Source organism: Ethanoligenens harbinense YUAN-3, from assembly GCF_000178115.2.
In the GTDB taxonomy this organism is placed as follows: domain Bacteria; phylum Bacillota; class Clostridia; order Oscillospirales; family Ethanoligenentaceae; genus Ethanoligenens; species Ethanoligenens harbinense.
Map to the genome: position 1 here is coordinate 502,908 of NC_014828.1, position 14,013 is coordinate 516,920.

Genomic DNA, 14,013 nt, shown 5'->3' on the forward strand with positions numbered 1-14,013 from the left:
GTTTGGGAACGACTCGCATCATCCCCATGCATGGCAGCGCGGGCAAAAGCATCACGCGCGCCATCTCAGCCCATACGAATTATGCCATGAATCCGGCCAAGACGCGTGGCGGGGCGCTGATCTCCGCCTATGAGTGCAGCCCGGAAACCGTGGATGTGGAATTCGCTTTCTCCAAGAAAATTTACACTGACCTGACTGGGCGAACATCCAGCGCCCGGAAAGACGTGGTGGCCTATCAGATCAGACAGTCGTTCAAGCCGGGCGAGGTTGCGCCGGAAACGGCAAACGAGATTGGCTACAAGCTGGCGATGGAGTTTACAAAAGGCCAGCACGCCTTTATCGTAGCGACGCATATCGACAAGGCCCATGCTCACAACCACATCATTTTCAACTCCACCACGCTGGACTGCACCCATAAATTCAACAATTACGGCTATTCCATCAAAGCCGTGCAACGTATCAGCGACCAGCTTTGTCAGAAATATGGGCTTTCCGTGGTGGAACATCCCGCCGCCAAAGGCAAGCACTATGCCGAATGGGTCGCCGAGCGCAAAGGGACGAGCTGGAAAGCCCTGTTACGCCGGACGATTGACGAGGCGCTCCCCGATTGCAAGAATTTTGAGATGCTGCTCGCGCGGATGCGGAAACAGGGTTATGAAATCAAGCGCGGCAAATACATATCGTTTCGTGCTGTGGGGCAAGAGCGTTTCACACGCGCCAAAACCTTAGGGGCCAACTACACGGAACAGGCGCTCTGCGAGCGGCTCATGGAGCAAGTACGGCAACCTGCGCCGCAGAAGCTCCCCCAGCATGTCGGCGCAATTCAGTGGCTGGTGGATATACAGGCGAAAATGCAGGTGGGCAAAGGCCCCGGTTATGAGCACTGGGCAAAGTTGTTCAATCTCAAAGAAATGGCCCGGACAATGAATTTTCTGTCCGAACACGGTATTTCCGATATGGAGCAGCTACAGCAGCGGGTCGCGGAACTGCAAAGCTCCTTTTCCGATGGGCTGGAGCAGATGAAAGTTGCGGATAGACGGCTGAAAGAAAACTCCGCGCTTCGCAAAAATTACGCGGACTATCTCAAAACCAAGCCGGTTTACGATGCTTATCGAAAAAGCAAACGCCCTGATGCCTACCGCGACGCCTACGAGGCCGATCTATTGGTTTATGAGGCAGCGCGCCGGAATCTGGCCGCTTTTCACTTGAACCAACGCCCGGATATAAGCGCGCTGCAAATGGAAAACGCAGAACTTTCAGCCCCAAAGAAGGCGCTCTACGCAGAGTACCAACAGACCAAACAGGAAATGCTGGAATGGCGGACGGTGCAGGGGAATGCGGAACGGCTGCTCCGGCAGTCAGAGAAGACTTTGGAAAATCAGCGCTCAAGCGATATTGAAAGATAACGGTTTTGCAAAAGGCTGCCCCGGTTCAGGACAGCCTTTTGCTTTGTATTGGAGCACGAGGCTTCCGGAGAAAACACGGGGTTTGGGGGTATCCCCCAACAAGCGAAGTTTTTGAATTTTCCTGTATCAGGAAAATTGCAAAAACGGGGAAAAGTATATACTTTTCCATCGCTTGCCCTGCCTCCCGTCACATGCAGTCTCAGCTATTTGCATTGGGCTTGGACGTTGCTTCTCCCTCGCCTTTGAAAACGCTTAATATAGGAGCATCGTCGGCCGATTTTATGTAAAGTTCTTCGCTTTTCATCTGTGCGTACTTTAGAAGTTCAATGGCGTCTGTAATCGAATTAAATAAGGAAAAATACATTTCTTTATAATCTGGCATTTTCATCACCCATGCATATTATGGGACTATTTGTCCAATATGTCAATGGGCCAGATTGGCCCATTTTATAATAAACTGGGTGATAGTAATGCGACTAAAAATTCGAGATTTGCGGGAAGACCATGACCTGACCCAGCAACAAATAGCAGAGTATCTGAAATGTGATCGGTCGCTCTATGCAAAATACGAGCGTGGTGAACGGGATGTGCCGCTGCAAACCGCCGTAAGATTGGCAATTTATTACAAAACAAGTGTAGACTATCTGGTAGGGCTGACGGACGAAAGGATGGCATACAGCCGAGCAAAGTAGGGTCGAGTTTCAGTGGTCACGTGGCAGCTCTTGTGCTATACTGCATATATACAGAAAATAATCGCGCTTTTTGCCATTAACACTATTGCTTTCACTTCAACATGGCATACGCGAAATATTTTGGAGGAAGTCATTGTGGCCACAACCAACAGTGCAGAAACCGGCTTTGAAAAACAAATTTGGGACGCGGCTTGTATCCTGCGTGGCAACATGGATGCTGCGGAATATAAACACGTCATTTTAGGCCTTATTTTTTTGAAATATATTTCGGATCGATTTGAATTTCGGTATAACCAATTGGTAAAAGATAAGAATGGGGATGAAGAAGATCGCGACGAGTATACCTCTCAGAATGTCTTTTATGTGCCGCCGTCCGCTCGATGGGAAAGTATCACGGCACAGGCACATATGCCAGAGATCGGCAAGATCATTGACAATGCGATGGATTCCATTGAGCGTGAGAACAAAAGTCTGAAAGGCGTGCTGCCTAAAACTTTTGCGCGCCCGGAATTGGACAAACGCCGTCTCGGTGAGGTCGTCGATCTGTTTACCAATATTACCATTGCAGAAACCGGCGGTAAGATGGACATGCTTGGCCGCACCTACGAATATTGCCTTGGGCGCTTTGCGGAACAGGAGGGCAAGCTGGCAGGGGAATTCTATACGCCGGCCAGTGTGGTACGCACGCTGGTAGCCGTAATCAAGCCATTTGATGGGCGTGTTTACGATCCTTGTTGTGGCAGCGGCGGAATGTTTGTACAGTCGGCAGAATTTGTGAAAGCCCATGCGGGCAATATTCGAAACCTGTCCGTTTACGGGCAGGATTCCAACCCTACCACATGGAAGCTCTGCCGAATGAACCTTGCTATTCATGGGATCGACGCCGATCTTGGAGAAGCTGCGGCGGACACCTTTTTTAACGACCGCCATCCGACGATGAAGGCAGACTATATTCTTGCCAATCCGCCGTTCAATCTTTCCGGATGGGGTGCGGACAAATTGGCCGATGACCAGCGTTGGAAATACGGTCAGCCGCCAGCGGGCAATGCCAACTTTGCATGGATGCAGCACATGATCTTCCATACGAGCGCCAAAGGCCGGATTGGCATGGTATTAGCCAATGGTTCCCTCGCTAGCCAAAACGGCGGAGAGGGCGCCATCCGCAAGGCCATTGTGGAGGATGATCTGGTGGAAGGTATCATCGCCATGCCGCCGCAGCTTTTTTATACCACGCAGATTCCGGTATCACTGTGGTTCTTGGACCGTGCAAAAAAGCAGCCGGGCAAAATGCTGTTTATCGATGCTCGCCACATGGGCACGATGGTCAGCCGCCGCCTGCGCGAAATGACCAAAGAGGACATCTCAAAAATCAGCGATACTTTTGAGGCCTTTGAAAACGGTACGCTGGAAGATGAGGCGGGCTTTTGCGCTGCTGTCCCGGTAGAAGAGATTTCCAAACAGGATTATATTCTCACGCCTGGCCGGTATGTTGGCTTGGCTGCGGAAGAAGACGATTGCGAACCATTTGAAGAAAAGATGGATCGTTTGACAAGTGAACTCTCTGAAATGTTTAAACGCTCGCATGAGCTGGAGGAAGAAATTCGGAAAAGACTGGGAGCGATTGGGTATGACATCAAATAATCCAGAAATTGTCATGTATCAGACCGAGGATGGACATACAAAGATAGATGTTCGTATGGAGGATGAGACCGTCTGGCTGTCACAGACACAGATGGCGGACCTATTTCAAACGACGAAGCAAAATATCAGCCTGCATATCAACAATACATTTGAAGAGGGAGAATTGGATTCATCGGCAACTGTCAAGGAATACTTGACAGTTCAAAGCGAGGGCGCACGCGAGGTTAGTCGAAAAATTAAGTATTATAATCTCGATGTGATTATCTCGGTCGGATATCGCGTGAAATCTCTGCGTGGCACGCAGTTTCGCCGCTGGGCATTGGAAATCCTGCGAGAGTACCTTGTCAAAGGCTTTTCGATGAACGACGACCTGCTGAAAAAAGCAGGCGGCGGCAATTACTGGCGGGAATTGCTGGAACGTATCCGGGACATCCGATCCAGTGAAAAGGTCTTCTACCGTCAGGTGCTTGATCTCTATGCTACAAGTGTGGATTATGACCCAAGAACGCCGGAATCATTGGAATTTTTCAAAATTGTTCAGAATAAGCTCCATTTTGCGGCCCATGGCCACACGGCTGCCGAGATTATCTCGGAACGTGCCAACGCAGAACTGCCTTTTATGGGTTTGACGACTTTTTCGGGCGAGCACCCTACAAAGGGCGAAGTGAGTATTGCAAAGAATTATCTAACTGAAGAGGAACTCTCTACGCTAAACCGTATGGTGTCCGCATTTTTCGACCTTGCGGAGCTTCGCGCAATGCAGCATCAGCCGATGTATATGAAAGACTGGGTCGTAGAATTGGACGATTTCGCGAAACGGTACGGCAAGGGCATTTTGCCCGGTGCAGGCACAGTCAGCCATCAAGCCGCGCTTGCAAAAGCGGAGGCCGAATATAAAAAATATCGTCAGAAATCTATAGGCAATCTTTCGCCCGCCGAGCGGGACTTCCTTGCAAGCATTAAGGATACGCAGAAACGGCTGGAGGGTAAGAAGAAAACAAGAAGGGACGGAGACGGATGAGTACGACCTCTGTGTGGAAAACCGAACCCCTTCGTAACGTTGTTAGCTATATTACTAAAGGCGTCCCTCCCGTTTATGCACCATATGAAAGCGAAACGACGGTGAGGGTTCTTAACCAAAAATGCAATCGCAATTTTTCAATAAGCTACACAGAATCGCGGCTGCACGATCTTTCAAAGCGAAACGTACCATATGGAAAATATCTATGTGATAACGATATTTTGATTAACTCAACGGGCACCGGAACGGCAGGGCGTGTTGCCCAATTGTATTGCGTTCCTTGTCCGACAATTGTTGATGGTCATATGATAATCGTGCGCGCAATAAATGACATAGTGCCGCGATATCTCGGCTATGCGATGAAAGCTCATCAAGCTGAGATATTGCAACTGGACGAAGGCTCTACGGGGCAAACCGAGCTTAATCGCGAACGGTTACTTTCAGAAATTGAAATATCGTACCCCGTTTCGCTTGATGAACAGCTTAATATTGTCGGCATACTATCGGCCCTCGATGCACAGATTTCCGAAAACACAAAGATAAATCATCATTTAGCGGCCTAAATCGGCAACAGATAGCTCGCCGGACATTAGGCGGGGTAAGAGAGAATCTCGTAATTCAGCGAGTCGTATGTTCTCATTCGAGTTGTTAAGGATGATTTCGTAAATAGGAGCGACTTTTTCCTCAAATGAACGGGCTTCAGCGGTAGTTATATCCGGCACAATCTCACTTTCAAAATCTCTTGTGACGATTGCGTCGAAAACTGCTCCGGTGGCTTTGTGTTTAAGGCTTTCCACGACGTGCTGAGCGAGATGATAAACATAATGTTGTCCCAAACCTTCAGTCCCGACAAGGGCATAACACGATTGGTTCATTGCCATAGGGCGACCAGCAAGAGCGAGCTTTCCGACAGTACCTCTGGCAGTCAAAAAGACTGTGTTGACGGGATAAAGCCGACTGTTGCAGTTGGAAAGGCCTACTTTTGTAAGCGTCTTTTCCGTGGTCAGCGTAAAGATGCCAGAGGCGTCTTTGGGCGTAAAGAATGGAATCACACCATTCCAAAACGTTTCTGTTCCTGTTTTAGGCGTTCCGCCACTCAAAACCTGAACAACCTCAGTAAAGGGCCTCGATGGCTCGAAATCCACAAACCATGACTTGAAAATGGCCTGTGCCATCTGCTCTAAATGATGATTTATTACACTCCTCTTTGCCTGCGCTAACCTCTATATTCTATAGAAAGGCAGGAAAAAATATGAAGGATAAACTGATAACGGAAATTCAGACGTATATGTCTCGAATGTTATCTGTAGCGCAGGTGGAGGAATTGCGGCGAGTATTGACGCACTGTTTCCATAATGTAGAAATTGTAGAGAAGAAATCCACCGAAAAAGAAGACATTACAGGCAATCCAAAATTACTTGAGATTTTTATCTCGGCAAAACGTGTGGAAGGGTGCTCTGAAAAATCGCTTAAATATTACGATGCGACCATTCGGCACATGATCGTTGATATTGCAAAACCAGTGAGAGAAATTGACACCGGCGATTTGCGTATCTATCTTGCGAACTACCAAAAGTTAAGGAATTCCAGCAAAGTAACCATAGATAATATGCGGCGTATCTTTTCCAGCTTTTTTGGATGGTTGGAAGATGAAGATTACATACTGAAAAGCCCGGTTCGCCGTATTCATAAAATTAAGACAGAGAAAACAATCAAAGATACATTTTCGGATGAAGGATTGGAAAAACTTAGGGATGCTTGTGATGAACTTCGCGATTTGGCCATGGTTGACCTGCTTGCCTCGACGGGCATGCGTGTCGGCGAACTGGTACAGTTAAACCGCGAAGACATGAACTTCCACGAGCGCGAATGTTTGGTACTGGGGAAGGGCGGAAAGGAGCGAATGGTCTATTTTGATGCCCGCACCAAGATTCATTTGCGTAATTATCTGGACAGCCGGAGCGACGATAACCCGGCGCTGTTTGTATCACTTACAAGTCCGCACGAAAGATTGTTGATAGGTGGCGTGGAAACACGCATTCGTGAAATTGGCAAAAATGCCGCATTGCAGAAGGTTCATCCGCACAAGTTCCGACGAACACTGGCCACGCGGGCTATCGACAAGGGTATGCCTATTGAGCAGGTGCAGCGCCTTCTCGGTCATGTTAAAATAGATACGACCATGCACTATGCAATGGTTAATCAAGAAAATGTAAAAAATTCTCACAGGAAATTTATTGGATGATGAGGCATGACAAATGGATCAATGGAAACTGGTACGGGCTATGGATTTTATTGACTTTAACCCGCGGGAAAGCATCACTAAAGGTGTAGTAGCCAAAAAAGTGGCAATGGAGCACCTGCTCCCCTTTACAAGAGATGTCTCTTCATATGAATTTTCTCCTTTTCACGGTGGCTCAAAATTTCGTAATGGTGATACACTGATGGCACGTATCACGCCGTGCCTTGAAAACGGAAAAACTGCCTTGGTTAATATTCTGGATCAGGGCGAAGTTGGATTCGGCTCGACGGAATTTATTGTGATGCGGGCAAGACCCGGAATCAGCGATAAGGATTTTATTTATTACTTAGCACAAAGTCCTATTCTGCGAGATAAGGCAATCAAATCAATGGTCGGTAGCTCGGGACGCCAGCGGGTACAGCTGAGTGTTTTGAATGACACAAAGTTTTATGCTCCACCGTTGGAGGAGCAAATTGAAATTGCAGGAATTCTGCGGGCGTTGGATGATAAAATTGCAAATAATACAGCGATAAATCATCATTTAGCGGCTTAAATCGGCAACTGACAGTTCGCCGGACATCAGGCGGGGTAAAAGCATGTTGCGGAGAGAGACAAGCCTTTTATTTTCCTTGTTATTGCCATTAAGAATTTGCAACATGGGACGTACAGTTTCGAACCAGTCTAACTGTACCTCAATGGGCGGCAGAACTACTGAGATACCTTTCAAGTGTGATGACGGACGGGCAATGGAGGGCACGCCAGTTTGAGAAGCATTAGCAAGCAGCTTTCCTTGCCCCACGCGGCTGTGAAAGAAGTAGTTTATGTACTCTGGTAGTGCCTTTTTCTTATCGCAGCGAAGATAAAACTGGCGTTGCGAAATGACATAATAGGGGTAGTCGCAGTTATCAGGAATCAATGCCACCTGACCAATGTTGCCCGCATGGGTGAATATAATGTCTCCAGCACGGACAAGCGAGTTCGACAGCCGTCGGGCGTGTTCCTCCGTGATGAAGTTATATTCCAGTTCGTCAAGATAAAGCCCTCGCAGGTGATTGCCGCTAATAATTGGAACACCGCTATCTACAAAGGTCTCTACCTTTATGTTAGAGCCAAAAGGCCCCATTGCGACTTTCTCGGCAAGGTACTCAATGGTTTGTATACTCCACCCGGAAGGGATTTCGCCCAATTCGCTGGATTTATGGTAAAATATAGGTCAAGGAAGTGATCCTATGCCTTATGCCGAAGCCAATTTTGAAAATGCCGTTATGATTTTACTGGAAGAGCTGGGGTACGCTAAGCTCTATGGCCCGGATGTAGAACGGGATTTTCATAACCCGCTTTACTTGGATGCGCTCACTGGACAGCTTCCCCGCATTAACCCGATGGCTGATCGGCAGGCGGTGGAAGAGGCCCTTCACAAGCTGACGCATATCGAGCATGGTACACTTCTACAGAAAAATAAGCGGTTTATGGATTGGCTGCAAAATGGCATAGAGGTTACTTACCAAAAGGGCGGAGAAACGAAAAACGAGCTTGTCCGTTTAATAGACTACGAACACCCGGAATACAATATGTTCTGCGCCATCAACCAGTGGACGATAACGGAACATGAGACGAAACGGCCAGATGTGGCGGTTTTTGTCAACGGCTTGCCTCTTGTGGTAGTGGAATTAAAAACCTGTATGCGCGAAGATACCGATTTTTCCGACGGCTACCGGCAGATCAAAAACTATATGAAAGAGATCCCGGTACTGTTTCAATATAACGCTTTCTGTATCATAAGCGACCTGATCGATTCCAAAGTGGGAACGATCACCTCGGAGTTTGACCGGTTTGTGGACTGGAAAACGGTGAACGGCGATTATGAAGAAACACAATTCGCCCGTTATGACGTGCTCTTTCGCGGAATGCTGGAGCCAAGGCGTTTTCTGGACATCCTGCGGTACTTTATTCTCTTTTCACAGGATATACCGGAAGATCACAAAATACTGGCAGGCTACCACCAGTATTTTGCAGTACGTAAAGCCATTGAATCAACTCGCCATGCGGTGGAGACTGACGGTAAGGGCGGCGTGTTCTGGCACACTCAGGGTAGCGGTAAAAGCCTTTCGATGGTGTTCTACGCCGCACTGCTCCAGCAGGCGCTGGACAGCCCCACCATTATTGTCATTACTGATCGAAACGATTTGGACGATCAACTCTATGGACAATTTTCTGCCTGCAAAGATTTTTTGCGCCAGACGCCGGAGCACGCTCAAAGCCGCGAACATTTGAAAGAACTGTTGGCCGGGCGGCGAGCCAACGGTATCTTTTTTACCACCATGCAGAAGTTTGAAGAGGCTCACGAACCGCTGAGTGAACGACGCAACATCATTGTGATGGCGGATGAAGCTCATCGCAGCCAATATGGCCTAACAGAGCGCGTGAAAAAGGATGGAACGTTAGTTGTCGGCGCAGCGCGCGTTATCCGCGATAGCTTGCCGGATGCAACGTTCATTGGGTTCACAGGTACGCCGATTTCTTCTAAAGATCGCGACACGCGTGCGGTTTTTGGCGATTACATTGATATTTATGATATGACGCAGGCTGTAGAAGATGGCGCGACGCGCCCTGTTTATTATGAAAGCCGCGTGATGAACCTCGGCCTGAAGGAGGATGTCCTTCGTCAAATTGATACGACCTATGAACTGCTGGCACAAAACGCAAACGAGCAGGACATTGAACGCAGTAAAAAAGAGTTGGGTAATCTGGAAGCCATCCTTTCTGCACCTGAAACCATTGATACGCTTTGCCGTGACATCATCGCACACTATGAGCAAAACCGCGAGCACTTGCTTACCGGCAAGGCGATGATCGTCGCCTATTCCCGCTCAATTGCCATTGATATCTATCATAAGCTATTGGAATTACGGCCGGGTTGGCAGAAAAAGGTCAAGGTGGTCATGACATCCGGAAATAACGACCCGGAAGAGTGGCGGAACATTATTGGCAATAAAAGCTATAAAAGAGAGCTGGCGCGCAAGTTTAAGGACAATGACGATTCGCTAAAAATTGCGATTGTGGTGGATATGTGGCTCACCGGATTCGATGTCCCCAGCCTTGCCACAATGTACGTCTACAAACCCATGAGTGGTCATAACCTGATGCAGGCCATTGCGCGTGTCAACCGCGTTTTTCGAGATAAAGAGGGCGGGCTCGTAGTCGATTATATTGGGATTGCCCGTGCACTCAAGCGGGCAATGAATGATTACACCGTGCGCGACCGCAGTAATTACGGCAACTTGGATATTGCCAAAACTGCGCTGCCAAAGTTCGAGGAAAAGCTGCGCGTTTGTGGAGAGCTGCTGTACGGGTTTGATTATTCTGCATTTCTGCTTGAGACGAGCAATGACCGCCAGCGCGCTGATCTGATTGCGGGCTGCATTAATTTTGTTTTGGGTAAGAACGCAGATACGCAAAAGACGTTTGCAACAGAAGCATTGCTACTCAAACAGGCGCGTACACTTTGCCAGAGCCTGCTGAATCGGGAGCAGCGCATGGAATCTGCGTTGTTTGAAGCTGTGCGCGTTGCGTTAAGTCGCATTTCCGGCACCCAAAAGTTGTCGCTGAAAGAGATCAACGACCGCATCAATGAGATGTTGCAACAAAGTGTGCATAGCGAGGGCGTTATCAATCTGTTTGGAGAGCAAAGCGCGGAATTTTCATTGTTTGATCCAGCTTTTTTGGAAGAAATCAGCCGAATGAAGCAGAAAAATTTGGCTGCGGAGCTCTTGCGCAAGCTACTGGCGGAGCAGATCTCCGCATATCAGCATACCAACTTGGTTCAGGCTGAAAAATTCTCTGACCGCATGCAGAAACTCATGAACGCCTATCGCAATGGACAAATTACCAATGCCGAAGTAATTGAAGAGTTACAAAAGATGGCAGCAGACATTGCAAAAGCGCACCAAACCGGCGCATCGCTGGGCCTATCGCCGGAGGAACTGGCATTCTACGACGCCATTACCCGTCCAGAAGCAGTAAAAGATTTTTATACCAACGACCAGTTGCTGCATATGACCAAAGAATTAGCAGATACACTGCGCCGCAGTCGAACCGTTGACTGGCAGAAAAAAGAGAGCGCCCGTGCCCAAATGCGTGTGATGGTTAAGCGTCTGTTACGCAAATATAAATATCCCCCCGATGGGATGCAGGATGCGATTCAGACTGTGCTGGCGCAGTGCGAGCTATGGACAGATGAAGCATAGGGTTCGATCTGAAAATGAATATAGAATATTGTATGCTTAAACTAATTAAGAAATGACGGAGAAGATACGTTTATGGCCGTTCCAAAATATAATGAATTTATGAAGCCGTTGTTAGTCTGCTTGTCAGATGGAGAAACACATAAAAGCAAAGAAATTCAGCAGAATCTTGCTGAATACTTTCATCTTACTGATGAGGATCGGCAGGAGTTGTTGCCGGGAAGCGGCCAGTTAGTATATAAAAACAGGATTGGCTGGGCTTCTACCTATCTGAAAAAGGCAGGACTAATTTCCAGCCCCGCCCGTAGTATCATGCAAATAACTGATACGGGGCGGCAGGTTGTTCGTGAAAACCCATTAGCTATTGATGGGCATTACCTTTCCAAGTTTGATTCTTTTCGGGCTTTTTCTTCTCCGAAACCTGCTTCATCTTCACAATCGGACATTGTTTCCAATCCCCCCTGTGATCTTGCTACACCAGAGACGCCGGAAGAGCAGCTAAAGCAAGACTATGAGATGGTACTATCAAAGCTTTCAGATGATCTTTACGAAAAAGTGATGACCCTATCTCCAGAAAAATTCGAACTGCTTGTAATTGATTTAATTCGTGCGGTTGGATACGGATATCCGGATGAAAGCAGTTTTCGTCATACAGGCAAGACGGGGGATGGCGGTGTAGATGGTATCGTTCAGGAAGATAAATTTGGCTTTAACTTGATATACATTCAGTGTAGCTTTTCGCGCTAAATCCGAAAACTTTTCGCGCTAAATTCGAAATATTTTCGCACAAAATGCAAAAACCCAAAAAAATCAAGCCCTAGAAATTCCCGCAAAGGCGCTTCTAGGGCTGTTTTAAAGGCTTTTTCAGTCGCGCAACTGGTTCCGCGATGCCACATAGCGGTATAAAGTGCTCTTGGAAAGCCCTGTGGCACTGCAAATTTCGGGGATTGTGTATTCCTGGCTATCGTACATTTTGAGCGCAGTATCCGCTTTTGGATTTCTTTTTGAGGGTCGGCCACCATGCCGGCCACGAGATGCAGCAGCCGCAATTCCTTCTCTCGTCCGTTGAGAAATAAGATCACGCTCAAATTGCGAAATTCCCGCAAAAATAGTAAAAAGCAGTTTTCCCTGCGGCGTGGTTGTATCGATCCATGATTCCTTTAAACTTTTGATATCGGCGCCCGCCAATTGGATACGATCCACGATAGAAAACAGATCTTTGGTACTCCGGCTCAATCGTGTAAGATCAGAAACTACGATTACATCTCCTGACCGTAAATGATTCAAGAGTTCATTTAATTTTGGCCGGTCGACCTTTGCACCAGTGACTTTCTCATGATAAATTTTTTCAACACCGGCCAATTCTAACGCGTCAATTTGCCGATCCAGCAGCTGTTCGCCCGTACTCACCCGAGCATATCCCAACAACATATACCCATCCCCCTTCTGATACTTCAATCGTACCATAAAAGGGTTAAATCTGCAATGTGTGGGAATCGTTTTGGGGAATATTTTATGGGACTTTAAAAATGGCTTTAAACTGTTTTTACCAGCCTTTTAAAAATCATCCCATTAAACGGTCGTTTATTGGGATGATACAACGCAGCCTATGGCATGTTTTTAAGAAAACCATGCCGTTTTGTCAACCGAAAATATTGAAGCACTAAAATCAGCCCTCATGCTGCATTGCATGAAGGCTGTTTTTAATGTTTCAGGTGAAAATGCTACTGTACGATCACCCACGTATCCATAAGCAGCTGCTCCAGCACCTCATACGACGCCTGGAAATAACCGCTGCCGCCCAGTCCGATGCCGGTGCCCCAACTGTTGCGAATCTTGACATTGCCCGTGGATTTTTTAAAGAAAACATGCTGAATGAACTCTTTGGCCTTGCAACCGCTTGCCGGCTCGTCATGGTGCCCGACGATGACCAGTGCATGACCGCCCAGGAGCGCGCCGCGCGGCGCGGGAATGATACCGGTGCTCAGCGTGGTTTGCGACTCAAAATTTTCGTATATCCGGATGCCGATGAGCGGCGTGTGCCCGGCGGAAAGTGCCTGCCGGATCTGGTCGATGCCGGATACGCGGTAGTAGGTGTAGATTCTGTCGTTGTCGAAATTGGCGTTGTTATAAGCCGCCTGTGGGGGCTTTATGGCAAACTTGGAGATGTCATACGGCCAAATGGTCGCGTCGCACACGCCATTTTTGGCCAGAGCCGCACAGGTGTCGCGCAGGTTGCCGCCGGCGTCCTGATTGACCGTGCCCTCGATGACGCGGACATTATAATACTCGAACAGGTGGGAGGGCGTGAACGCATAACCCTTGATATAGACATCGATGGCGTCGATGGCGTGACTCTGGCAGCTTCCGAGCTGCCCCTGGTCCCAAATGGGAGGAAATTTGGCGGTGTAGTCGGTGTCGTGCAGGATGGAGACCGGCGCAAGTGAAGAGAAGGTAAAATCGCGCGCGTCCTCGGGGTCTTTTTTCAGTGTATATTTATGCGGCATGTTTAGTCCTCCGTGTCTTGTAGGCCTTTGGCGATCCGTGTGGCCCTGATTTGAGCGTCGGCTTTGATCCGGGCCGCGGACTGGATGCCGTTGGAAACGATATAGGCGATGAAAGTGCCGGCTGCGGAGATGATGGCGGTGATCTGCTCGATGCTCCCCTGCGGTACGTTGTAAGCGATCAGGATGGAGGTGACGAGGGAAATGACGGCCGCCCAAAACGACTTGTCCGAAAGCAGGCTCTGAATGGCGTTTTTCATAAA

14 protein-coding genes are annotated in these 14,013 nt (G+C 48.2%); 9 read left to right on the plus strand and 5 right to left on the minus strand.

All coding sequences use genetic code 11. The features are described 5' to 3' along the window. Nucleotides 1–2 precede the first annotated feature (2 nt). From ETHHA_RS02425 to ETHHA_RS02450, 5 genes are all read left to right on the plus strand, one after another. Complete coding sequence (locus ETHHA_RS02425; RefSeq protein ID WP_013484433.1) at nt 3–1,406, plus strand: relaxase/mobilization nuclease domain-containing protein; 1,404 nt, start codon at nt 3–5, stop codon at nt 1,404–1,406. Between the two features lie 470 nt (nt 1,407–1,876). Continuing rightward, nucleotides 1,877–2,098, plus strand: a complete 222-nt coding sequence (locus ETHHA_RS02435; RefSeq protein WP_013484434.1) for a helix-turn-helix domain-containing protein — start codon at nt 1,877–1,879, stop codon at nt 2,096–2,098. 135 nt (nt 2,099–2,233) lie between these two features. Then, on the plus strand, nt 2,234–3,739 hold the full coding sequence (locus tag ETHHA_RS02440; protein ID WP_013484435.1) for a type I restriction-modification system subunit M: 1,506 nt from the start codon (nt 2,234–2,236) through the stop codon (nt 3,737–3,739). Then, nucleotides 3,726–4,760 carry a virulence RhuM family protein gene (locus tag ETHHA_RS02445; RefSeq protein ID WP_013484436.1) on the plus strand — a complete coding sequence of 345 codons (1,035 nt, stop codon included), beginning with the start codon at nt 3,726–3,728 and terminating at the stop codon, nt 4,758–4,760. The genes ETHHA_RS02440 and ETHHA_RS02445 overlap by 14 nt, the downstream gene beginning before the upstream one ends. Next, nucleotides 4,757–5,323, plus strand: coding sequence for a restriction endonuclease subunit S (locus ETHHA_RS02450; RefSeq protein ID WP_013484437.1), 567 nt, complete (start codon nt 4,757–4,759; stop codon nt 5,321–5,323). Before ETHHA_RS02445 ends, ETHHA_RS02450 begins: the two co-directional genes overlap by 4 nt. Here the strand turns inward: ETHHA_RS02450 and ETHHA_RS02455 are convergent. After that, nucleotides 5,312–5,935 (minus strand): restriction endonuclease subunit S, encoded by a 624-nt coding sequence (locus tag ETHHA_RS02455; protein ID WP_049776526.1) that lies wholly within the window; start codon nt 5,933–5,935, stop codon nt 5,312–5,314. The genes ETHHA_RS02450 and ETHHA_RS02455 overlap by 12 nt on opposite strands. Before the next feature lie 77 nt (nt 5,936–6,012). On the opposite strand from ETHHA_RS02455, the gene xerA reads away from it, so the two are divergent. Next, a complete protein-coding gene (gene xerA / locus ETHHA_RS02460; RefSeq protein ID WP_013484439.1) occupies nt 6,013–7,005 on the plus strand; it encodes a site-specific tyrosine recombinase/integron integrase in 993 nt (330 codons plus the stop codon). A 13-nt stretch (nt 7,006–7,018) separates the two neighbouring features. Then, the gene (locus ETHHA_RS02465; protein WP_013484440.1) at nt 7,019–7,555 is read left to right on the plus strand and encodes a restriction endonuclease subunit S; all 537 of its coding nucleotides are present in this window, start codon (nt 7,019–7,021) and stop codon (nt 7,553–7,555) included. Here ETHHA_RS02465 and ETHHA_RS02470 read toward each other — a convergent pair. Next, nucleotides 7,544–8,125, minus strand: a complete 582-nt coding sequence (locus tag ETHHA_RS02470) for a restriction endonuclease subunit S domain-containing protein (protein ID WP_013484441.1) — start codon at nt 8,123–8,125, stop codon at nt 7,544–7,546. The genes ETHHA_RS02465 and ETHHA_RS02470 overlap by 12 nt on opposite strands. A gap of 106 nt (nt 8,126–8,231) precedes the next feature. On the opposite strand from ETHHA_RS02470, the gene ETHHA_RS02475 reads away from it, so the two are divergent. Then, on the plus strand, nt 8,232–11,249 hold the full coding sequence (locus ETHHA_RS02475) for a type I restriction endonuclease subunit R (protein WP_013484442.1): 3,018 nt from the start codon (nt 8,232–8,234) through the stop codon (nt 11,247–11,249). 72 nt (nt 11,250–11,321) lie between these two features. Further along, nucleotides 11,322–11,993: a restriction endonuclease gene (locus ETHHA_RS02480; protein WP_013484443.1), complete on the plus strand. Its 672-nt coding sequence runs from the start codon at nt 11,322–11,324 to the stop codon at nt 11,991–11,993. Nucleotides 11,994–12,110: 117 nt separating this feature from the next. Here ETHHA_RS02480 and ETHHA_RS02485 read toward each other — a convergent pair whose 3' ends face one another. The 3 genes from ETHHA_RS02485 to ETHHA_RS02495 all read right to left on the minus strand — a co-directional run bounded on the left by ETHHA_RS02485 (nt 12,111) and on the right by ETHHA_RS02495 (nt 14,010). After that, nucleotides 12,111–12,677, minus strand: a complete 567-nt coding sequence (locus ETHHA_RS02485; RefSeq protein ID WP_013484082.1) for a recombinase family protein — start codon at nt 12,675–12,677, stop codon at nt 12,111–12,113. Nucleotides 12,678–12,970: 293 nt separating this feature from the next. Next, a complete protein-coding gene (locus ETHHA_RS02490) occupies nt 12,971–13,753 on the minus strand; it encodes a C1 family peptidase (RefSeq protein ID WP_013484444.1) in 783 nt (260 codons plus the stop codon). A 2-nt stretch (nt 13,754–13,755) separates the two neighbouring features. After that, nucleotides 13,756–14,010: a hypothetical protein gene (locus ETHHA_RS02495; protein ID WP_013484445.1), complete on the minus strand. Its 255-nt coding sequence runs from the start codon at nt 14,008–14,010 to the stop codon at nt 13,756–13,758. Nucleotides 14,011–14,013: the final 3 nt, after the last annotated feature.

Bases quoted from the DNA above. Each gene is read 5' to 3' on its own strand.
- ETHHA_RS02450 (WP_013484437.1), top strand. From the start codon at position 4,757: ATGAGTACGACCTCTGTGTGGAAAACCGAACCCCTTCGTAACGTTGTT.
- ETHHA_RS02495 (WP_013484445.1), bottom strand. From the start codon at position 14,010: ATGAAAAACGCCATTCAGAGCCTGCTTTCGGACAAGTCGTTTTGGGCG.
- ETHHA_RS02475 (WP_013484442.1), top strand. From the start codon at position 8,232: ATGCCTTATGCCGAAGCCAATTTTGAAAATGCCGTTATGATTTTACTG.
- ETHHA_RS02485 (WP_013484082.1), bottom strand. From the start codon at position 12,677: ATGTTGTTGGGATATGCTCGGGTGAGTACGGGCGAACAGCTGCTGGAT.
- ETHHA_RS02470 (WP_013484441.1), bottom strand. From the start codon at position 8,125: ATGGGGCCTTTTGGCTCTAACATAAAGGTAGAGACCTTTGTAGATAGC.
- ETHHA_RS02445 (WP_013484436.1), top strand. From the start codon at position 3,726: ATGACATCAAATAATCCAGAAATTGTCATGTATCAGACCGAGGATGGA.
- ETHHA_RS02435 (WP_013484434.1), top strand. From the start codon at position 1,877: ATGCGACTAAAAATTCGAGATTTGCGGGAAGACCATGACCTGACCCAG.
- ETHHA_RS02455 (WP_049776526.1), bottom strand. From the start codon at position 5,935: ATGGCACAGGCCATTTTCAAGTCATGGTTTGTGGATTTCGAGCCATCG.
- ETHHA_RS02465 (WP_013484440.1), top strand. From the start codon at position 7,019: ATGGATCAATGGAAACTGGTACGGGCTATGGATTTTATTGACTTTAAC.
- xerA (WP_013484439.1), top strand. From the start codon at position 6,013: ATGAAGGATAAACTGATAACGGAAATTCAGACGTATATGTCTCGAATG.
- ETHHA_RS02480 (WP_013484443.1), top strand. From the start codon at position 11,322: ATGGCCGTTCCAAAATATAATGAATTTATGAAGCCGTTGTTAGTCTGC.
- ETHHA_RS02490 (WP_013484444.1), bottom strand. From the start codon at position 13,753: ATGCCGCATAAATATACACTGAAAAAAGACCCCGAGGACGCGCGCGAT.